Source organism: Crenothrix polyspora, from assembly GCF_900163755.1.
Lineage (GTDB): Bacteria > Pseudomonadota > Gammaproteobacteria > Methylococcales > Methylomonadaceae > Crenothrix > Crenothrix polyspora.
Genome location: NZ_FUKI01000015.1, coordinates 1 through 20,001, shown reverse-complemented (window position 1 = coordinate 20,001; position 20,001 = coordinate 1). Strand labels below are relative to the sequence as shown.

Annotated in this window: 16 protein-coding genes; 8 read left to right on the top strand and 8 right to left on the bottom strand. The window is 44.0% G+C overall.

Annotation, left to right across the window (positions count from 1 at the left end):
* Positions 1-15: 15 nt before the first annotated feature.
* The 4 genes from ahcY to CRENPOLYSF2_RS01135 all read left to right on the top strand — a co-directional run bounded on the left by ahcY (position 16) and on the right by CRENPOLYSF2_RS01135 (position 3,942).
* On the top strand, positions 16-1,308 hold the full coding sequence (ahcY, locus tag CRENPOLYSF2_RS01150) for an adenosylhomocysteinase (RefSeq protein WP_087142138.1): 1,293 nt from the start codon (positions 16-18) through the stop codon (positions 1,306-1,308).
* A 52-nt stretch (positions 1,309-1,360) separates the two neighbouring features.
* Positions 1,361-2,200, top strand: a complete 840-nt coding sequence (gene metF, locus CRENPOLYSF2_RS01145) for a methylenetetrahydrofolate reductase [NAD(P)H] (RefSeq protein ID WP_087142137.1) — start codon at positions 1,361-1,363, stop codon at positions 2,198-2,200.
* Between the two features lie 133 nt (positions 2,201-2,333).
* Entirely contained in the window at positions 2,334-3,167 is an 834-nt protein-coding gene (gene thyA, locus CRENPOLYSF2_RS01140; protein WP_087142136.1) for a thymidylate synthase, read from the top strand.
* 112 nt (positions 3,168-3,279) lie between these two features.
* Positions 3,280-3,942 (top strand): inorganic pyrophosphatase, encoded by a 663-nt coding sequence (locus tag CRENPOLYSF2_RS01135; RefSeq protein ID WP_087142135.1) that lies wholly within the window; start codon positions 3,280-3,282, stop codon positions 3,940-3,942.
* A gap of 1 nt (position 3,943) precedes the next feature.
* Here CRENPOLYSF2_RS01135 and lpxB read toward each other — a convergent pair whose 3' ends face one another.
* The 4 genes from lpxB to CRENPOLYSF2_RS01115 form a co-directional block, all read right to left on the bottom strand.
* Entirely contained in the window at positions 3,944-5,119 is a 1,176-nt protein-coding gene (gene lpxB, locus CRENPOLYSF2_RS01130; protein ID WP_087142134.1) for a lipid-A-disaccharide synthase, read from the bottom strand.
* A 48-nt stretch (positions 5,120-5,167) separates the two neighbouring features.
* Positions 5,168-6,277, bottom strand: coding sequence for a peptide-methionine (R)-S-oxide reductase MsrB (msrB, locus tag CRENPOLYSF2_RS19435; protein ID WP_087142133.1), 1,110 nt, complete (start codon positions 6,275-6,277; stop codon positions 5,168-5,170).
* A gap of 349 nt (positions 6,278-6,626) precedes the next feature.
* Positions 6,627-7,937 (bottom strand): hypothetical protein, encoded by a 1,311-nt coding sequence (locus CRENPOLYSF2_RS01120; protein ID WP_087142132.1) that lies wholly within the window; start codon positions 7,935-7,937, stop codon positions 6,627-6,629.
* A gap of 779 nt (positions 7,938-8,716) precedes the next feature.
* Positions 8,717-10,621, bottom strand: a complete 1,905-nt coding sequence (locus CRENPOLYSF2_RS01115) for a DCC1-like thiol-disulfide oxidoreductase family protein (protein WP_087142131.1) — start codon at positions 10,619-10,621, stop codon at positions 8,717-8,719.
* A gap of 781 nt (positions 10,622-11,402) precedes the next feature.
* Between CRENPOLYSF2_RS01115 and CRENPOLYSF2_RS01110 the strand changes: the two genes are divergently transcribed.
* Complete coding sequence (locus CRENPOLYSF2_RS01110) at positions 11,403-11,792, top strand: hypothetical protein (protein ID WP_087142130.1); 390 nt, start codon at positions 11,403-11,405, stop codon at positions 11,790-11,792.
* Between the two features lie 23 nt (positions 11,793-11,815).
* A complete protein-coding gene (locus CRENPOLYSF2_RS01105) occupies positions 11,816-12,241 on the top strand; it encodes a hypothetical protein (protein ID WP_087142129.1) in 426 nt (141 codons plus the stop codon).
* Positions 12,242-12,317: 76 nt separating this feature from the next.
* On the opposite strand, the gene CRENPOLYSF2_RS01100 is transcribed toward CRENPOLYSF2_RS01105, so the two are convergent.
* Positions 12,318-12,503, bottom strand: a complete 186-nt coding sequence (locus tag CRENPOLYSF2_RS01100; RefSeq protein WP_087142128.1) for a DUF2970 domain-containing protein — start codon at positions 12,501-12,503, stop codon at positions 12,318-12,320.
* A gap of 170 nt (positions 12,504-12,673) precedes the next feature.
* On the opposite strand from CRENPOLYSF2_RS01100, the gene metH reads away from it, so the two are divergent.
* Together metH and CRENPOLYSF2_RS01090 are read left to right on the top strand one after the other, a co-directional pair.
* Entirely contained in the window at positions 12,674-16,354 is a 3,681-nt protein-coding gene (gene metH, locus CRENPOLYSF2_RS01095; RefSeq protein ID WP_087142127.1) for a methionine synthase, read from the top strand.
* A gap of 50 nt (positions 16,355-16,404) precedes the next feature.
* On the top strand, positions 16,405-16,584 hold the full coding sequence (locus tag CRENPOLYSF2_RS01090) for a type II toxin-antitoxin system MqsA family antitoxin (RefSeq protein ID WP_087142147.1): 180 nt from the start codon (positions 16,405-16,407) through the stop codon (positions 16,582-16,584).
* 83 nt (positions 16,585-16,667) lie between these two features.
* On the opposite strand, the gene CRENPOLYSF2_RS01085 is transcribed toward CRENPOLYSF2_RS01090, so the two are convergent.
* From CRENPOLYSF2_RS01085 to CRENPOLYSF2_RS01075, 3 genes are all read right to left on the bottom strand, one after another.
* Complete coding sequence (locus tag CRENPOLYSF2_RS01085; RefSeq protein ID WP_087142126.1) at positions 16,668-17,561, bottom strand: phosphoribosylaminoimidazolesuccinocarboxamide synthase; 894 nt, start codon at positions 17,559-17,561, stop codon at positions 16,668-16,670.
* A 224-nt stretch (positions 17,562-17,785) separates the two neighbouring features.
* On the bottom strand, positions 17,786-19,387 hold the full coding sequence (locus CRENPOLYSF2_RS01080; RefSeq protein WP_087142125.1) for a CHASE2 domain-containing protein: 1,602 nt from the start codon (positions 19,385-19,387) through the stop codon (positions 17,786-17,788).
* 164 nt (positions 19,388-19,551) lie between these two features.
* On the bottom strand, positions 19,552-19,938 hold the full coding sequence (locus CRENPOLYSF2_RS01075) for a CHASE2 domain-containing protein (protein ID WP_087142124.1): 387 nt from the start codon (positions 19,936-19,938) through the stop codon (positions 19,552-19,554).
* Positions 19,939-20,001: the final 63 nt, after the last annotated feature.

The following is a 20,001-nucleotide window of genomic DNA, read 5'->3' as shown; positions in this document are numbered from 1 at the left end:
AGGACACGCAACTCAATGAGCCAAAACGACTATAAAATTGCCGACATCGCCTTAGCTGGCTGGGGTCGCAAAGAAACTAATATTGCTGAAACTGAAATGCCGGGTTTGATGGCTTTACGTGCAGAATTTGGTGCAGCACAACCGTTAAAAGGCGCGCGTATCGCCGGTTGTTTGCATATGACTATCCAGACTGCGGTTTTAATTGAAACCTTGACCGCTTTGGGTGCAGAAGTACGCTGGTCATCGTGTAATATATTTTCTACCCAGGATCATGCCGCCGCAGCCATTGCAGCGTCTGGCGTGCCGGTGTTTGCCTGGAAAGGTGAAACCGAAGCCGAAGCCGATTGGTGTATCGAGCAAACCATTATTGGCCCTAACGGCTGGCGGCCAAATATGATTCTGGATGATGGCGGCGACTTGACCAATATGATGCACGACAAATTCCCCGAACTGATGGCGGATGTCAAAGGTTTGTCAGAAGAAACCACCACCGGTGTATTGCGTTTGTACGAAAGAGTCGCGAAAGACACACTTAAAGTTCCTGCGTTTAACGTCAACGACTCGGTCACCAAATCCAAATTTGACAACCTGTACGGCTGCCGTGAATCTTTGGTGGATGGTATCAAACGTGCCACTGACGTGATGATCGCCGGTAAAATTGCTGTGGTTTGTGGCTATGGTGATGTCGGCAAAGGCTGTGCGCAATCGTTGCGCGGCTTGGGCGCTACGGTATGGATCACTGAAATCGACCCGATTTGTGCTTTGCAGGCGGCGATGGAAGGTTATCGTGTTGTCACTATGGAAGAGGCAGCACCGATCGCCAATATTTTTGTGACAGCCACCGGTAACTTCCATGTTATCCGTCATGAACACATGCTGGTGATGCGTGACCAGGCCATTATCTGTAATATCGGCCATTTTGATTCGGAAATCGACATTGCCTCGTTACGCCAATACACCTGGGACAACATCAAGCCGCAAGTGGATCATGTCATTTTGCCTAATGGCAGGAAATTGATTTTATTGGCCGAAGGCCGTTTGGTTAACTTAGGCTGTGGCACAGGCCACCCTAGTTTTGTAATGTCCAACTCGTTCTGTAACCAGGTGTTGGCACAGCTGGAGCTGTGGCAAAATGCTGCCAGTTACGAAAATAAAGTTTATATTTTGCCTAAGAAACTGGATGAAAAAGTAGCACGGTCGCATCTGGCGCAAATAGGTGTTAATTTGACGGTATTGACGGATGCACAGGCCAAGTACCTCAACATTCCTGTTGAAGGGCCTTATAAGGCTGATCATTACCGTTATTAATTCTGACTCTGTAAGGCCGGATTGATTCAGTCATTCCGGCCAATCTAACTATATGCCATCACAAGACAAGCAACAGATGTTCAGTTTTGAATTTTACCCGCCGAAAACCGAAGAAGGCGCAGCCAACTTAAAAGTTGTCCACACAACTTTAAGTAAGCAGAATCCCGAATTTTTCTCGGTCACCTTTGGCGCGGGCGGCTCCACACGCGACAAAACCTTCGATACCGTCGTTAGTATTCAGGCGCAAGGACTTTCAGCTGCACCGCATTTATCCTGTGTCGCCTCTACCAAAGAAAATATCCGCAGCATTCTGAAAGATTACCAGGATCATAATATTAGCCGAATAGTTGCATTGCGTGGCGACGTACCGTCCGGCATGATGTCGCCGGGCGAGTTCCGTTATGCTAACGAACTGGTGGAATTTATCCGCCAGGAAACCAGCGACCATTTCACCATACACGTTGCCGCCTACCCAGAAGTTCACCCGCAAGCGCACAGTGCCAGCGAGGATTTCAAAAACTTTAAACGTAAAGTGGATGCCGGTGCTAATGCGGTTATCACCCAGTATTTTTATAATGCGGAAGCGTATTTTTACTTTGTCGACAACTGCGAAAAACACGGCATCACCGTGCCGATTGTGCCAGGCATTATGCCCATAACCCAGTACACGCAACTGTTCCGGTTTTCGGAAATGTGTGGTGCCGATATTCCGCGCTGGATGCGCAAACGCCTGGAAAGCTTTGGTGATGACCGCATTGCCATACAAGCGTTTGGTACGGAACTGGTCAGCAAGCTATGCCAGCAATTATTAGATGGCGGCGCACCAGGCCTGCATTTTTATACCATGAACCAATCTGCCCCCACTTTGGCTATTATCAACAATTTGCGCTGATTAATAACGGCCATAGCCACATTTCGACTGCATTGTGAACAGTTATGAAATACCGTGTTTACCCAGTAAGCGCTAGTCTTTTAAAAGCATAGCTGTTTTAATGATACACAATGTGTCACTCTGAAATAAGCCTATGCAACCCTATTTAGAATTACTCAACAAAATTCTCCAAGAAGGCAACCAAAAAGGCGATAGAACCGGTAGCGGTACTCTGTCGCTGTTTGGCCACCAAATGCGTTTTGATTTGGCGCAAGGTTTCCCGTTAGTCACCACCAAAAAAATTCACCTCAAATCGATAATCTACGAATTATTGTGGTTTTTAAACGGCGGCACCAACATTAAATTTTTAACTGATAATAATGTGACCATTTGGAACGAATGGGCGGATACAGAAGGAAATCTGGGGCCGGTTTACGGCTATCAATGGCGCTCATGGCCTGCGCCAGATGGCCAGCATATCGACCAAATCCAACAAGTAATTGAACAAATCAAGGCCACGCCCAATAGCCGACGACTGATTGTTTCGGCGTGGAATGTCGCCGATTTGCCGGACGAACGCATTAGCCCGCAACAAAATGTCGCACAGGGCAAAATGGCGCTGGCCGCTTGCCATGCCTTGTTCCAGTTTTATGTGGCCGATAATAAATTGTCCTGCCAATTGTACCAGCGCAGTTGCGACACATTTTTAGGCGTGCCGTTTAATATCGCCAGTTATGCGCTGCTCACCCACATGATTGCCCAACAATGTGATTTGGACGTGGGCGATTTGGTATGGACAGGTGGCGATGTGCATCTATACTTAAATCATCTGGCACACGCTAAATTGCAATTAACGCGCAAACCTTACCCGTTGCCGCAGTTAATTATTAAACGTAAACCGCAATCAATATTTGATTACTGTTATGAAGATTTTGACATCATGGCTTATCAATCGCACGATCCTATTAAAGCAACTATTTCTGTTTGATATAAATCAACCACTTTAACGCGCAATCTGTTCTTTATGCCTTGCTTTGGATGTCTAAATGCAAGGCAACCCCCTATCTTTTTAATTTACCATTTAGCAACCAAAACCCATCATGACTATGCACTATAGAGCACACCCCTGGCACGGAATAGACCCAGGCGCTGACTGCCCGTCAGTCGTCACCGCTTTTATCGAAATTGTGCCCTCAGATACTGTTAAATACGAAATCGATAAGGACAGTGGCTATTTAAAAATAGACCGCCCGCAAAAATTTTCCAATATGATCCCCACCTTATATGGTTTTATCCCCCGTACGTATTGTGCAGAAAGTGTGGCAGCGTATGCCGCGTTAAAATCAGGTAAAAAAGTGCCGCACGGTGATGGTGATCCACTGGATATTTGCGTGTTAAGCGAGCGTACAGTCACACATGGTGACATTCTGTTGCAAGCCGTACCTATTGGTGGCTTTCGCTTATTGGATGGGGGCGAGGCCGACGATAAAATTATTGCCGTGATGAAAGGTGATGAATTTTATCGGCAGTGGCGCGATGTCTCGAATTGCCCACCGTCCTATATCGACCGCCTCAAACATTATTTTTTGACCTACAAACATCTACCCTCAGAACAAAGTGTGTGTGAAATCACTCACGTTTACGGGCGCGAAGAGGCGCACGAAGTGATCCGGCGGGCGATGTACGATTATGACAACCATTACGGTGACATCAGCAAAACCAAGTCCGGCAAAGTGGTAACGCCGATTGCTGCGGTAAAATAGCTTACGGCAACATCTCCAAGGCCAGTGCTGCCATATTTTTAGAGCCACCGCCCTGCCCTAACGCCTGCTTTACTTGGGTGAGATGATTGCGCATTTCTTGTTGATATTCGATATCAGTCAGGATGCGCTTAATCTCGTTGGCCATATTATCAGCAGATGCCTCATGCTGGATTAATTCTTTGATGATACTTTTACCTGCGATAATATTCGGCAAGCCGATAAACGGTGTATTAACCAATAGTCTCCCTAGCCAATAAGTCATTGCAGCTAGTTTGTAGACTATCACCATAGGCACGGCTAGCAAAGCCACTTCCAGCGTTGCCGTGCCCGATGTTGTCATCACTGCATCGCAGCACTGGATCACGTCGTAAGGTTGGTTTTTGACGCATTTGATGACGGTTGTTGTATGCTGTAAATAGTTACTCAATAGCGCATCGCTGATAGAGTCGGCTTGCGGCAAGATAAATTGAACATTGGGTAAGGTTACTTGCAATTGTTCGGCGGCAGCTATCATCACCGGCAACAGGCGCTTGATTTCATTGTTACGGCTACCTGGCAATAAACCCACTACCGGTTTTGTCGCATCCAGACCAAATTGCTGTAACGCTTCAGATTTGGCATACTGCGGATGCACCTTATCTACCGACGGATGCCCGACATAACGCACTGGTATATTTTCGGCCTGGTAATACTGCGTTTCAAACGGAAAAATAACCGCCATCATGTCGATAACCGCACCGTATTTTTTCACCCGTCCTGGCCGCCACGCCCACACCTGTGGACTGACATAAAATAATACTTTGATGCCTAACTGTTTGGCGTATTTAGCCAGCTTAAAGTTAAACTCCTTGTAATCAACACACACCAGCAAATCAGGGCGTTCGTTAGCGACCAACTGTTTCATTAGGTTTAATGCCCTGTGAATTTCAGCATATTGCTTGATGACTTCCACCACACCAATCACGCCAATATTGGCCGAATCATAGCGAATATCAATGCCAGCCTGCGCCATTTTTTGGCTCCCCATGCCCAGGGCTTTAATATCTGGACGGGATTTTTTTAACTCCAGGAACATATTGGCGGCGTGTTGGTCACCGGAAGATTCTCCAGCACTGAAAAAAATACGTTTAGGCGGTTGTGGCACGGTAGTCCTGTGGTTAAAGCAAAGATCTATCATAACCGAATCTGCGTTATTTTACGCTGCACAGCATAGATTCCTGATAACCTATTTGGGTACGGTATTAAATTGTGACAAAAATGCAGCGTATCCCGCTTTTTGCAGGTCTTCTAATCGAATAAATTTAAGCGCCGCCGAATTAATACAATACCGCAAACCGGTCGGCTTTGGACCGTCGTTAAAGACATGACCAAGGTGTGAGTCGCCATAACGACTTCGCACTTCTGTACGTGGAAAGATAAGTAATAAATCTTTTTTCTGAATAATATTATCTGCAACCAATGGTTTGACAAAGCTTGGCCAACCCGTGCCGGAATCAAATTTATCTTGCGAGGAGAATAACGGTTCGCCACTGACAATATCGACATAAATACCGGCTTGTTTCTCATTCCAATAATCATTTTTAAAAGCCGGTTCTGTCGCTTCTTGTTGGGTGACCTGATATTGTAGCGGCGTTAAATTTTTCCGTAAATTATCATCAGCTGGCTTACTGTAGCTATTGGATGGTTTATTTGGATTGGCGGCTACTTGACTATTATTGCTCCATATTTTTTCCAGATATTGATCGCGTCCCGAATTATTACGGTAATATTTATAGCGTAAAGGATTTTTTTGATAATAATCTTGATGATCTTCTTCGGCCGGGTAAAAAGCCACCAGCGCTTTTATTTTTGTTATGACAGGTGCGGAATAGCGTTTAGACGCATTTAACACCTGCCGTGAATATTCGGCCTTGGTTTTTTCTTGATCCGTTTGATAAAAAATCAGCGATCGATACTCTTCACCCCGATCAACAAATTGTCCTTCGTTATCGGTAGGATTAATCATGTGCCAAAAGGCATTCAGTAAGTCTTCATAACTAATCACTTCTGGATCGTAATACACTTTTACGCTTTCGACATGGCCTGTGCCACCGGTTGAAACTTGTTCGTAACTTGGATTGGCTACATGGCCACCACTAAATCCAGAAACCACTTGATGAACACCTGGCAATTTTTCAAAGTCTGCTTCTGTACACCAAAAGCAACCGCCTGCAAACACCGCAGTTGAAAAATTTTCTAGGTTTTCTGTTGCGGCGTTGCTGTTTTTTCCGGCGTAGCTTGTAATTACCAGTAACACCGCAATGAAAAGCGTTGAGAGTATAATTGTTAATCGCATGGTGTTTCCTATTATTCGCATGATAAGTGACGTACTGTTTTTATGATCTCAGCTTTGTTAGTGCTGAGACAACACGTTCAGCTAATTGGTTTTATCAATAAAAAATAAAGCCGCTATCTTCGTCATGAGATGGTCTCTTTAATGCGGGCAAGCCGCACTAAAAACTCACAAGGGATATGATCGATTGGCGCAATAAAGCATACATAATGCGCATATTGGTGGCGATAATAACGCATCGCACGATGCGTTATTTGTATAGCTAAAATTATTAAGTTAAGCAGAGATACCGTTCACAGTGAATAGGCTCAGCCATGAACGGAAATTACATATTAGCAAGTAAAATAATGTGTTATCGAGTTAAATACGCGGTGGTTCCTGTTGCGGCATTTTTATTTTTATTAAATAATATACCGCGCCCGCTGACAGCCAGTTCACCCCATGGGGTAATAAGCAAATTAGTGGGAACCGATGTCCATGTATTATAAATGTTGATCTTTGTAACTGACCAGCTCACACCAGCATTAATCGATTTCCATACATGTAACTTTTGCTCAGCCAAGCTTTTGGATCGATACGATGCCCAATAAATATCGCCATTGGTAGCGGTTAATCCCAGAATGGGTGGAATATTATTTTGATAGGGTACTTTGCCGCCTTGTTGTTGATTAGTTAAGTCAAAATTCGCTTGTTGGCTGTGTAAAAAACCATCTGCCGATGTATTTTGCGTGCTTAAAAAGTCTAAGCTTGGCATCCAAATACAGCGATTTTTTGTAAAAGTAATGTCACCGGTTCTTACTGATGCTGTGCCAGCAATAGATTTCCAGCCTTTGTAGCGCTTCATACTGGCAATCGCTGTATTATCAGGTGGTGCCAAAGACTTTCCATCCCAAGCAACAATGCCAGCTTCTCTTGTATCATCGCCAAATAACAGATATATCCAACCGTTATAAGGATTTTGCTTTAAGCCATAAATATGATCGGTCTGATGCCCTGTGGTATTCCATGCAATCACTTTAGACCAGGTATCACCCATGTCAAGTGATTTCCACAATGTGACGGCATCGCCTGCTGCGCCTATAACACGACCTTTTCTTGCGTTGTATTCGCCAAAAAACAAGACCGGTGGCTTACCTTTGTAATTAGCGATTAATAACGAGCGCTGGTGTAATGCCCGAATATCCGAATGATGAATACCTTTGGATTGGCCAATATTCATTACCGCTTGGCGATTGTTGTACCCTGCTTTATTGCCTTTAGGCTTATTATTGCCCACACTGTTCGTTTTAGGGTTGAGTTTATACAAGTAATTTTTACCGTTAACATCAGCAGAAAATAATACAGAGCCATTCGGTAACGGCCAAATTTGATCGATATAGCCGTCTTTATTGTGGACATTACTGCCACCTAATGCTTTAAGCTTAGGTACAAAAGAGCTGGAATAGGTAGTCGGTGTATATTTTCCACGCTTACCGGTAAATTTGACTATTTTTTTTGCACGGCCAAGTGTGCGAGATACACCCCACAAAGCTCCCTGGCTGTCTTTTTCGTAAATACCTTCTGTTCCTACGCCAACTAAGTTAACCGCCGCTTGGCCGATGGATAGCACGCAAAAATTAGCAGCAATCAAGATGGCAAGCGTTATTTTTTGTACGCTTTTCATAATAAATCCTATTTAATATTTATTTGAAGAATGTCGCCTATGTTTGCGGAATCGTTTCGTCAGCCCCAAAAGTTACCGAAAAAATTATGCGACTATTTTTATGTCTGTCTGTTGTCTTTTGTTAGCGCTGTGTTATTGGCAAGTAACTGAAAATTGAGCGAGCATTAGCACAGCTATCGTAAAGTTTGTATTTATCTACGGCTAGAGTACGCCGACTAGCTGTGGTCTACATACGGTGTTTTTCAAGTAGCAGTGATTATTCAAACGCCTAAACACCAGTGGATGTAATCGGCATGGATATGAAGCTGCTTTTAAATAACACAACTCAACGACTGTGTAGATCTTAGCAGAGAAAGACAGGCTATAAAAACTAATTACTACGCAGTAAAAAAACACTTTGCGTGTTGTAACAAATCCGTAAGGAATTTGATGATAATTGATGGGGAATGGCTAAAATACGGGTCAAACTTTGTACAGTTAAAACAAAAAAGCCCGACAAATGTCGGGCTTTTTCGGCTCACAGGCAGAATTTTCTTACAAGCTTACAGAAGTAGCGCTATCTGGTCTTTGTTTTGTGCCATCTTGTGGATCTAAACAACCTGACAAACCACCAATCATCATCGCTAAAGCCAGAAGTGATAATACTTTTTTCATAATGATATCCTCCAAACGGTTTAAATTATTTTTATATGTGCGTTAATTGTTTTAAGCACGGACATTTTATATCATGACTGAAAAAGCGATGCAATAATAAAAGATAGATTGCCAACTATAGGGCGTTATTTTGCATTAAGATTGTAAGGCAAATTATAGGCAATAACTTTAGCTGTCCACTGAACTGTTCCTACTGTAACCCACTGTGATGCCATGTTTTTATGCAGTTGATCATAAACCCAATCGTTAGGTGCATTAATGTTTTTGAGCTTTATTTGAAATTCAGCGTTATTCAGGTCAAGGCCTATTTTATCGCCCCAGAATGCGGTCACTTTCATAATAAATTTACGCACGCGCTGGTCATCAATCGTCGGAGTAACCGCAATATTTGCCCACATCGATTGTACACGCCCCCAATTTGGTGCAAGTAAACGGCCTTGTTGATTAACAAACGGTAGCCATTGTTCATTGCCCTGCTTATCTGTGTAGGTGATGGCCAAAATGCGATCGTAACCGGAAAAATGATCATGTAGATACAGCGCGTGTGGAGCAATGCCTAAAAATATTCGTGATACCATCAACAACGCGCTACTGCCTTTAGCGATAACCGCAGTTATTGGATGCTGATAAAGATCAATTTTAAGGCGGTAAAAAAGCCCATAATGTATAGAGCAGTTTAATTGCAGGATAAGCAGAGCTACCGCTACTTTAGATAGCCTTCGGGCAAAGGTTTTAGGTTTAATGGTGCTGTAGTGTTCAAACCATGCGGTATACAGGCTATTGTTTTTAAGTGGCAGCGCTGGGGCACATTCCGCAGTACACGTTATGCGTGTTCTTGTGTCTGCAATGGCACGATATTTTGCCGAAGCGAGCTGATAAATGCCAGGTAAGCGCAATATGAGCCCTACTGGAAACAAATAGCCCATTTTTAAACAAATCTGAATATAAGTATCAAGCCCAGAATACACTTTGTTGTTCAGATTAACAGCGTATAAATCGGTTAATAACATTTGTTTTTCAATAGATGCCAGTGCAGGACAGTTTGCTGCGTAATCTTGGGCATTTTTAAAATCAAGTCGCTTAAAAATATCGAAATGATTTAGCGTCAGTACTGTGCGGTTGCATAAAGGGCATTGGCGATCATAAAATATTATCAATACCGGCTGCTGAGCGGTCAATATGCCGCTTAATCTGCGCCACCAAGCAAAAGGCACAAGTAGCGGATAAAACGCCAGCATGGCGAGGCCAAAGGGGTAAATATTGAGTGACAGGGTAATGCCAAGATGCAGACCAATTCCTATTAGTAAAAATAAGACACGAAGCCGACGTGTAGAAAAAAAGAAGATGAACGTCGCCTGAAAAATCATAATGGTGTAACCCAGTATTTTTTGCAGTGGCTCATTATTCAAAAAAAATGACATATCCAGTGCCGACACGTAATAAGGCTGAGTCGATGGCAGCCACGCACCCAAACCATTGCGCCAATGTTGGGCAAATATTTTATGGATATCAGAGTCAATATACAGAAAACCCAGGCACACCCAAACTGGCAAATAATAAGTGAGCGCGGAAACAGTAGGTTTTGAATAGGTGTTGTAATGTAGGAATGGTGTACTGAGTTTGTATCTGAGGTTATCGATAGAAAACGTACGATCGCCGGGCATAAATAGCAAGAAAAATCCCGCACCGGTCATAAATAAATCAAAACCGCCGTCAAAGTCACGCTGCATGGCAGTGAAGTTAACGAAAACAATCCAAAGCAAATAATTACAGGTTACTGCAAGCTGATAACGGTAGCCGATAATAATGCAGGTGGCAACCGCTCCCCAGAGACATAAAAAAAATGTGATCGTCGGAAATTCAACGTCGATAAAGGGGATGGGATCAAAAATTAAATGATTAAAATAAAACAGAAAAATAATTTCTTGCAGGCAGACTAGGCCATAAAAAATGCGGAATAATCCTATGCCGGTAGAAGAAACCTGTTGGGAGGAAAGCTGAGAAATTTTTGAAAATATCAACGCATACATTCCATGTGCTGTAACGTTATGCAGAAATGTACGGTAATAATTTGATTTAAGGCGGTATTAATGCGATATAAGACAACTAAATGGCTGCTACCAACCCAAACTTAAGAATTGGTAGTGGCCATAAAATTTGGAAAAATCTTTTTCGACTTATTGTTGTTCGTCGTCTGGATGCGGCGCGAAAATCCACTTAACGAGCGTATAAACCAGCCCTATAACGACTACTGCGCCAACCATACCTGCTGGCGTTCTTAATGTTTCGACGAGATCTAAAATGAACCCCATGAGTTTCCTACCTTACTAGTTGTTGTTTTAAGTAATTGCTAGTTATCATAGCAAGCCGAGCATTAATGATACTTTAGGCAACATTAATGTCAAGGTTTATTGCCAGTCGGTTAGCGGCAATTACTAATAAATAGTAATAAAAATCAATTATATATAAAACAAAAATTGATTGTTTTTCTGTTTTTTAATATAAACATTACGAAATCCTTTCCGCAAGTATTGCTGAAAAAATACGTACTTATGTCAGGCAATAAGATCAATTAACGTACTTGTGGCTCAGCCATTTTGCTTTTGTAGAGGCGTTTTTTAATGTGTTTTTAAGTGGTTTTGACTTATAAAACAGCTGATACAGAGTGATTTACTAAATTTTTTAAGCGCCTATTTAAAAATTTGCTTTACATCCTTATTCGGTTAAGCTCAAACTTAAAACTCGATAGTCAATGTGATATAGTTTACGATCGTCCGGTCTAGATAAATCCAACAGCTTGGGAGCAAAAAAATGATAAAAAAACGCACTGCACTGTTACCGTTAACGGCAATTTTTTTTGCACTTTCGGCGAATGCTGATGTCCTTTTAAAGGATAATACCGATATCCTCGGCAAATGGAAGGTCTATGCTGAATCCAATAAGCTTGATGGTGAGAAAAAAAAGCTTATTGTTGAATGGGATTTTAAAAGTGATGGCACTCTTGAAACAAAATCAACCGATGGTGGCGGACGAACTAAAGAAATGAATATAACGATTAAATATGCAGTCGTTGATGGCGAAATACAAAAGCAGGAAATTCCTGGACGTGACAAATTAGAATCATGCAAAGTTGTTGAGAAAGACAATTCGATAATGACTTTAAAATGTAAATATCTTTACTATTTTCTGACAAAAATATAACAAAATTTAAGAGGAGTTTGACTATGATTGGCGCTTTAATAATGATTTTTTCGATACTGTGGGTTTATCAGTCAGCGGTAAGAGGCAAGGTAAGCAACCCTATTATTTGGGTCATTGGCTGTGTTGCGGTATTTTTTGCCTCACAAACGTTATTAATTTGGGGTAGTGTTGATATTTTGGAATCACTCAGAGGTGGCGAAGCTGATGCCAATTATGAACGTGACCTTATGAGCGTTGGTGACAGAAAAAATATGGGCGGTTTTCAAGGCGCTAAAGGTACATTTATATCTGTCTTTATGGAACTGATGCCACCTATGGTGGGCTTTTTGGTTATCGCAGTGATTCGCAGTAAATTTATGCTGAAAGAGTCGCTGTCAATCGGTAATTTGTTTGGCGGCCTTAAAGAAATGTTCCAAAGCATCAAACAAAGCTTTAAAGTACCTGAATAATAAAATTAAGATTAATGTCTTAAGCAGTTAAAAAAGCCCAAGCTTATAAACTTGGGCTTTTCTTTGCTGATTTATACTAAATCAGCAAAGAAACAACCAAGGCAATAACAGCCACAAAAACAGCAATACCCAATAAGCCTGCTAAAATATAAGTTGGCAAAGAAGCCTGTTCAAATTGCCTTTTATGTGCATCGCTATTTTGTCCGCCCAGCGTAGCGTATACAATATCCTCCAGTATCTGAATAATCTTCGGCTTTGTCATGTCAGTCTCAGGTAAATAAAAAACATGATAGTGTGTCGCCGGACTTTAATCAATCGCTCACTTAGCACCACACAGACTGCATAGGCTTTAATCGCTTGATGCAACTACGGACATAACAACAAAAATCATAAGCTACGCATCGCTAGCACCTACTTTGGATTTTCAGTGCCATGAACAAAATCGCATTACTAAAACAACAATTAGCCCAAAAAATTCTGTTTCTGGACGGTGCAATGGGCACGATGATCCAAGGTTACAAACTGGAAGAAAAAGACTTTAGAGGCGAACGCTTTGCCCAGTGGGAGGTTGACCTCAAAGGCAACAACGACCTACTGTCTATTACCCAGCCCGATATTATCAAAGCCATCCACAGCGCGTACTTTGAGGTCGGTTCCGATATTGTTGAAACCAACACCTTCAACTCCACCAGCGTATCGATGGCCGATTACCACATGGAAAGCCTGGCTTACGAATTGAATTTTGCAGGCGCCAGCGTCGCCAAGCAAGCGGCCGATGAATACACCGCCAAAACCCCCGATAAACCACGCTTTGTCGCCGGTGTTTTAGGCCCAACCGCGCGTACTGCTTCCATGTCGCCGGATGTCAACGACCCTGGTTTCCGTAATATCTCCTTTGACGAACTGGTGGTGGCCTACACGGAAGCCACACGCGGCCTGATCGACGGCGGCGCGGATATTATCCTGATTGAAACCATTTTCGATACGCTCAACGCCAAAGCCGCGATTTTTGCAGTCGATGAATATTTTGAAACGATCGGCTACAAGTTGCCGGTGATGATCTCCGGCACCATTACTGACGCATCCGGCCGGACATTATCTGGCCAAACGGTGGGCGCGTTCTGGAACTCACTAAAACACATCGAGCCGATTTCTTTTGGTTTTAACTGTGCGTTGGGCGCAACTGAACTGCGCCAATACATCGCGGAATTAGCCTCGATTGCCGATACTTATGTTTCCGCGCATCCCAACGCCGGTTTGCCCAATGAGTTTGGCGAATACGACGAGACCCCCGAACAAATGGCTGTCGAGCTGGCCGACTGGGCACAAAGCGGCTATTTGAATATTATCGGCGGTTGCTGTGGCACCTCGCCTGCCACCATTAAGGCGATCAGCGATGCCGTCAGCCATTTCCCGCCGCGTGTTATTCCAAAAATTCCCAAGCAATGTCGATTGGCAGGACTGGAACCGATGTTGATCGGCCCTGACAGCCTGTTTGTTAACGTGGGTGAACGCACCAACGTCACCGGCTCTGCCGCATTTAAGCGTTTGATTATCGAAGGCGATTTTGAAACCGCCTTGGACGTTGCCAAGCAGCAGGTGGAAAACGGCGCACAAATCATCGACATCAACATGGACGAAGGCATGTTGGAGTCCAAGGAAGCGATGGTGCGGTTTTTAATGCTGATTGCGGCCGAACCCGACATCGCCAAAGTGCCGATCATGCTGGATTCGTCCAAATGGGATATTCTGGAAGCGGGGCTTAAGTGCATCCAAGGCAAGGGCGTGGTCAATTCCATCTCGCTAAAAGAAGGCGAAGAAGCCTTTATCAAGCACGCCAAACTGGTACGCCGTTACGGCGCAGCGGTGATCGTCATGGCGTTTGACGAAGAAGGCCAGGCCGACACCAAGGCCAGAAAGGTTGAGATCTGCCAACGCGCTTACAAAATTCTGGTCGAACAAGTGGGCTTTCCGCCTGAAGACATTATTTTCGACCCGAATATTTTCGCCATCGCCACCGGCATCGACGAACACAACAACTACGGCCTGGATTTTATCGAAGCCACCCGCGAGATCAAGCAAACCCTGCCCTATGCGCTGATTTCCGGCGGCGTATCCAATGTATCGTTTTCGTTCCGTGGCAACAACCCAGTGCGCGAAGCCATCCACGCGGTGTTTTTGTATCACGCCATCCAGGCTGGTATGTCGATGGGTATCGTCAACGCTGGGCAATTGGCGATTTATGAGGACATTCCGCTGGATTTACGCGATGCGGTGGAATCGGTGGTGTTAAACACCCACGATGGCAGCGGCACCGACAAATTGCTGGAGCTGGCCGCAAAATACCGTGGCGACGGTAGCAGCAGCGAAGTCAAGCAGGAAAACCTGGAATGGCGCGACTGGCCGGTGGGCAAACGCTTGGAACATGCGCTGGTCAAGGGCATCACCGACTATATCGACGAAGACACCGAACAGGCACGCTTGGAAGCCGAACGTCCGTTGCATGTGATTGAAGGCGCGTTGATGGACGGCATGAACGTGGTCGGCGACTTGTTTGGCGCGGGCAAAATGTTCCTACCGCAGGTGGTGAAATCGGCGCGGGTGATGAAAAAAGCCGTGGCGTATTTAATGCCGTTCATGGAAGCCGACAAGTCCGCAGCGGATCGGCAAACCAACGGTAAGATCTTGATGGCGACGGTAAAAGGCGATGTGCATGACATCGGCAAGAATATCGTCGGCGTGGTGTTGCAATGCAATAACTACGAGGTGATTGATTTGGGCGTGATGGTGCCGTGCGAGAAAATCCTGCAAACCGCACGTTTGGAAAACGTCGATATTATTGGCTTAAGCGGTTTGATTACGCCGTCTTTGGATGAAATGGTGCATGTCGCCAAGGAAATGCAGCGCCAGGGCTTTACCATCCCGCTGATGATCGGCGGCGCTACCACCTCCCGCGCCCATACTGCCGTCAAAATTGAGCCGCATTACAAGGGCGCAACCGTGTATGTCACCGATGCCTCGCGTGGCGTGGGTACGGCCAGCAATCTGTTAAGCGGCGAATTGAAGGATGAGTTTGTCAACAGCATCCGTAAAGAATACGAAGAGGTGCGCGAGCGCCACAAAGGCAAGGAATCCAAAACTAAGCAGCATTCATTGGAGGAAGCGCGGCGCAACAAATTTAACTGGGGTGATTATGAGCCAGTAATACCGTCGTTTTTGGGTGTTAAGGTGATTGATGATGTGCCGTTGGCAACGTTGGTGGATTACATTGACTGGTCGCCGTTTTTCCAGACTTGGGAAATGGCGGGCAGCTACCCGAAAATTCTGGATGATGTGGTGATTGGTGTTGAGGCCAGAAAATTGTTTAACGATGCCAAGGCCATGCTAACGCAACTGGTTGACGAAAAATGGTTGCAGGCCAGGGCGGTTATCGGGTTTTTCCCTGCCTATAGCGAGGGCGATGATGTGGTGGTGTCTACCGATGAGTCGCGCAGCCAGCCCTTGGAAGTGCTACACCATTTGCGTCAGCAAAACGTGAAAGCGCCCGGTCGCCCGAATTATTGCCTGTCGGATTTTATTGCTCCGAAAGATGCCGGCAAGCCGGATTATATCGGCGGTTTTGCGGTGACCACTGGCATTGGTATTGAGGAAAAAATCACCCAGTTTGAAAACGATTATGATGATTACAGTTCGATTATGCTGAAGGCCTTGGCAGACCGTTTGGCGGAGGCGTTTGCCGAGTATATGCACCAGGTGGTCCGGAAAAATTATTGGGGTTACGCAGATGATGAAGCTATCGACAATGAGCAGCTGATTAACGAGGCGTATCAAGGCATACGGCCTGCGCCGGGTTATCCGGCCTGCCCTGACCATACTGAAAAAGCCAAGTTATTTGCCTTGTTGAATGTGACGGCCAACACCAGTATCGAATTGACCGAAAGTTACGCCATGTATCCGGCTTCGGCGGTGAGTGGCTGGTATTTCTCGCATCCACAGTCACAGTATTTTAATGTCGGCAAGATTGATAAGGATCAGTTGGAAGATTATGCACGGCGTAAGGGGATGGCGCTGGATGTGGCTGAGCGGTGGTTGTCGGCGCATTTGCATCATTAATAGACATTGTTATTAATGATTTACGATTGTATGTCGAAGGCGTTATAAACATGAAATGTTCCGCTTGTGTAATGACTGAACTGATACACGATACTCGCAACATTCCGTATAGCTATAAGGGAGATGCTACCTTTATTCCGGTGATCAGCGGTGATTTTTACCCCGCCTGTGATGAATCTATCTTGGCTACTGAACAATTTCGGTGCGTGATGGACATCATGTTGGGTTGAGAAAAACACTCAACCCAATCTATATCTTGTCCCAGTTTAAGTTAGTAGCTAACACAGGTAACAAAATGTAACCGGATATATCCTTAAACCCGCGTTAAACGAGTTTCAGCTTCTCGGTACTTAGCGGCACAGTATTCTGCAACCTCCGCCGGTAAAGACGGTCCTGGCGCTTTTTTATCCCAATCTAAGGTTTCAAGATAATCGCGTACATATTGCTTATCAAAACTCGGCGGACTGATACCAATACGGTATTCATCCGCTGGCCAAAACCGTGATGAATCCGGCGTTAATACTTCATCAATTAAATGCAGCACGCCGTTATCATCGACACCAAATTCAAACTTGGTATCGGCGATAATAATGCCGCGCTCGGCGGCATAAGCAGCCGCTTCTTTATACAAGCGTAAACTGGCATCGCGTACTTGCTCTGCCATATCTTGCCCCATAAGCGTTACCGTGGTTTCAAAAGATACGTTTTCATCGTGTTGATCCATCGCAGCTTTTGTCGACGGCGTATAAATGGGTTCTGGTAATTGTTGCGCTTGCTGTAAACCGAGTGGCAATGTAATACCACACACTGCGCCGGATTGTTGATAATCCTTCCAGCCCGAACCAATTAAATAGCCACGCACAATCGCCTCAACCGGCAGTGGTTTTAATAATTTCACCACAATCGCCCGACCCTCAATCTGAGCGCGATCAAGCGCATTGGGCACAACGTCTTGTAAGGGAATATCAACAATGTGGTTAGGCATAACATGGCGCATTTTGGCAAACCAAAAATTAGACACGCTGGTTAATACACGGCCTTTACCAGGGATAGGATCGGGTAAGATGACATCAAATGCCGATAAGCGATCGGTGGTTACAATCAGCATGTGCTGATTATCAATATCATAAATATCACGCACTTTACCGCGTGCCCGAAGCTTTAAAGAAGACAGTGATGATTGATACAGCGCCACAGGAGCGTCCATAGTACCTCGTTAGATATATTAAGTTTTAGTGATAATAATTCTAACATTAATTTTTCAAGCGGCTGCGATTAAACTGTAGCAGCGCATCAGTTGTAATCAACACATGGCCATGCTATAGGTTGCGCGCTTAAGATGGGACAACAACTTTTGCTTTGCTTCTGTTCAGAGAGAAGGGGGGAATACCTGTTTCAGGCTAACACGGTAGCCAAAGTTTTTGAATACGATTAAACATAAAGCCATGCATCTGAAATAGAACTAATATCTATCAACGGTTTATCTGAAAAACTACTGCGCTCTTGCTGCACGTTTTGGTATTTTTGTAAATAATGCATATAAAAAACAGTGGGGCCATCATTCGGGTAATATTTGTTAATATTAACAAAGGCTTTGTGTGCTTTAGTCCATTGATAGCTTTGAAATAACGCCAATGCTTTAGCAAAAGCATGCAATAAAGGTGCGATTTTTGGATCAGCTTGGTTGCCCTTATCAATTAATTCATAAATAGTAATCGATTGGGTTTTGCCTTTTAATAAAAACACGCCAATCTCTCGGCTCACTAAGCCAGACAAGCCTTCAAGCACCGTATCAGAGACTAAAATACGTGTCCCCAGTATTTTATTTAATCCTTCTATACGGGTTGAAGTATTGACAATATCACCAACGGCGCGGTATTCATAATGATCCGGTGCGCCCACGTTACCTAGGCGCATTTCACCGTAGTGCAAACCTAAGCGGGTGGGTAATTGATAGAGCGGCGATTGATTAAATTGCTGTACCGCGTTATTAATTTTAAGTGCCGCATAGCAGGCATTCATACGCAGTTGCGGTTCGGCAATGGGCTTTGCCCACAGCGCTAACATGGCATCGCCAATCACATCAGAAATCAAACCGTTATGCGCTTTTACTGCCGGAAACATCACGCCATAATATTTATTCATCAGCGTATTTAATGTCATCGGGTTCATGCTTTCAGATAGCGTCGTATACTGACCCGCATCGGTTGCCATGCACACACCGTGCATTAACTCGCCGTAGCTATCCATCGCATCGGGGTGTTGGGTGTTTTTATTAAATACATTGTTTGGCAAGTAACGTGTAAATACTTTATGAATAGTTCTTAGGTGGATTATTGACTCAACCAGTGAGACGTATCCAGTTTGTAAAATAACAGTAAAAAGCGGTATCCATATCTGTGTATTCCTAAAAGTAATGTAAGCGACTGCCCCATAAGTCAGACTTAAAAACGCCCCTATACTTATCGAAATTTTGTATGAAAAAATTCGAAAAATGCCTGATAACAACATTCCCCACAGCATTATCATTAAAAATTGATAATACAGTGGTAACGGCTTAATCCACGATCTGTCGATAAGGTTAGCAACAGCGGTGGCTAAAATTTCAACAGGGCTGATATTGTTTTCACTATTTTTTGAGAAAATCGTATAAAAACCTTGATTTTTATCAGGCTCAATATCAGTTGAATAACCTACCAGGACAATCTTATCTTTAAATATTTCGGCCGCTAATGCCTCCGGTGCTAATACTTTATACAGAGGAATCGTGTTAATACTGCCTACATCACCGTAATAGTTTAAATATAGACTGTGATGGCTATTTATTAAAGAGCGCCAGGCTTGTAATAAGTGTTTTTTTTCATTTGTGTAAGGTACTGATTGAATTAGACGATCCAGATAACGCAAAGACTGGCTATTATTTTCCAGTGCCAGTTGTATGCTTTGAATAAGCTCCAACGGTTTAATGGCCTTGGGTAGCGGGTTAAAATGCTTAGGCAAGCTGCGGTAAAGTGCAGGATCGACTTTTTGCACTATCTGTAAAATATCGCCGTAAGTTTCTTTGAGTAAATAACAGTGAAAAATAGCTGTTGGTAACGTTGGTATATCACCAGCGCTGTTTTTATATGTCCAGAATTGTTTAACCGTTGACAGTGATTTAGGTATGGGAAAAGGGGCAACACCGATGGCCGCGTCTTCTAAGGCCGCAAGCGGTTGTGAATAGTGCGCTCGTAGGCTAGTTCATTTAATGTGGGCGCAGCACGCACAGAAAATTGCCGTATATAGCTGGTTAGGAGAATATTTTTCTGTGCAGCGATAGCTTTGGCAAATGCGCTGTCTTCTTTAGGTCTACTTTGCTTGGCGAAATGAATATTAAAGGCAATCAGTGCGGGGTGATAGGTATTGAGCTTATCTACCAAGCGCGTGTATTGTGAGCGTGGCCATTTTTCAGGATCATCATCTAGCTGTAAAATTTCTGCTGACGCTTTATCAACAGAGATAATGACAACTTTTTTAGGCGCAACCACAGTCTCTCTTAATTGAAATAGTGTTGCTAAGCCAATATTTTCTTCTAAAGACAACACCCAACTAGTACTTAGTCACTCTTTAAGTGTCGGATAAAGCTTTTTCAATTTTATCCGAGCATC

What these genes read in the sequence shown, in the direction of transcription:
- metF (WP_087142137.1), top strand. Translation starts at nt 1,361, where the DNA reads ATGCCATCACAAGACAAGCAACAGATGTTCAGTTTTGAATTTTACCCG.
- msrB (WP_087142133.1), bottom strand. Translation starts at nt 6,277, where the DNA reads ATGCGATTAACAATTATACTCTCAACGCTTTTCATTGCGGTGTTACTG.
- CRENPOLYSF2_RS01115 (WP_087142131.1), bottom strand. Translation starts at nt 10,621, where the DNA reads ATGTATGCGTTGATATTTTCAAAAATTTCTCAGCTTTCCTCCCAACAG.
- CRENPOLYSF2_RS01120 (WP_087142132.1), bottom strand. Translation starts at nt 7,937, where the DNA reads ATGAAAAGCGTACAAAAAATAACGCTTGCCATCTTGATTGCTGCTAAT.
- CRENPOLYSF2_RS01105 (WP_087142129.1), top strand. Translation starts at nt 11,816, where the DNA reads ATGATTGGCGCTTTAATAATGATTTTTTCGATACTGTGGGTTTATCAG.
- CRENPOLYSF2_RS01085 (WP_087142126.1), bottom strand. Translation starts at nt 17,561, where the DNA reads ATGGACGCTCCTGTGGCGCTGTATCAATCATCACTGTCTTCTTTAAAG.
- ahcY (WP_087142138.1), top strand. Translation starts at nt 16, where the DNA reads ATGAGCCAAAACGACTATAAAATTGCCGACATCGCCTTAGCTGGCTGG.
- CRENPOLYSF2_RS01135 (WP_087142135.1), top strand. Translation starts at nt 3,280, where the DNA reads ATGACTATGCACTATAGAGCACACCCCTGGCACGGAATAGACCCAGGC.
- metH (WP_087142127.1), top strand. Translation starts at nt 12,674, where the DNA reads ATGAACAAAATCGCATTACTAAAACAACAATTAGCCCAAAAAATTCTG.
- CRENPOLYSF2_RS01090 (WP_087142147.1), top strand. Translation starts at nt 16,405, where the DNA reads ATGAAATGTTCCGCTTGTGTAATGACTGAACTGATACACGATACTCGC.
- CRENPOLYSF2_RS01100 (WP_087142128.1), bottom strand. Translation starts at nt 12,503, where the DNA reads ATGACAAAGCCGAAGATTATTCAGATACTGGAGGATATTGTATACGCT.
- lpxB (WP_087142134.1), bottom strand. Translation starts at nt 5,119, where the DNA reads ATGATAGATCTTTGCTTTAACCACAGGACTACCGTGCCACAACCGCCT.
- CRENPOLYSF2_RS01110 (WP_087142130.1), top strand. Translation starts at nt 11,403, where the DNA reads ATGATAAAAAAACGCACTGCACTGTTACCGTTAACGGCAATTTTTTTT.
- thyA (WP_087142136.1), top strand. Translation starts at nt 2,334, where the DNA reads ATGCAACCCTATTTAGAATTACTCAACAAAATTCTCCAAGAAGGCAAC.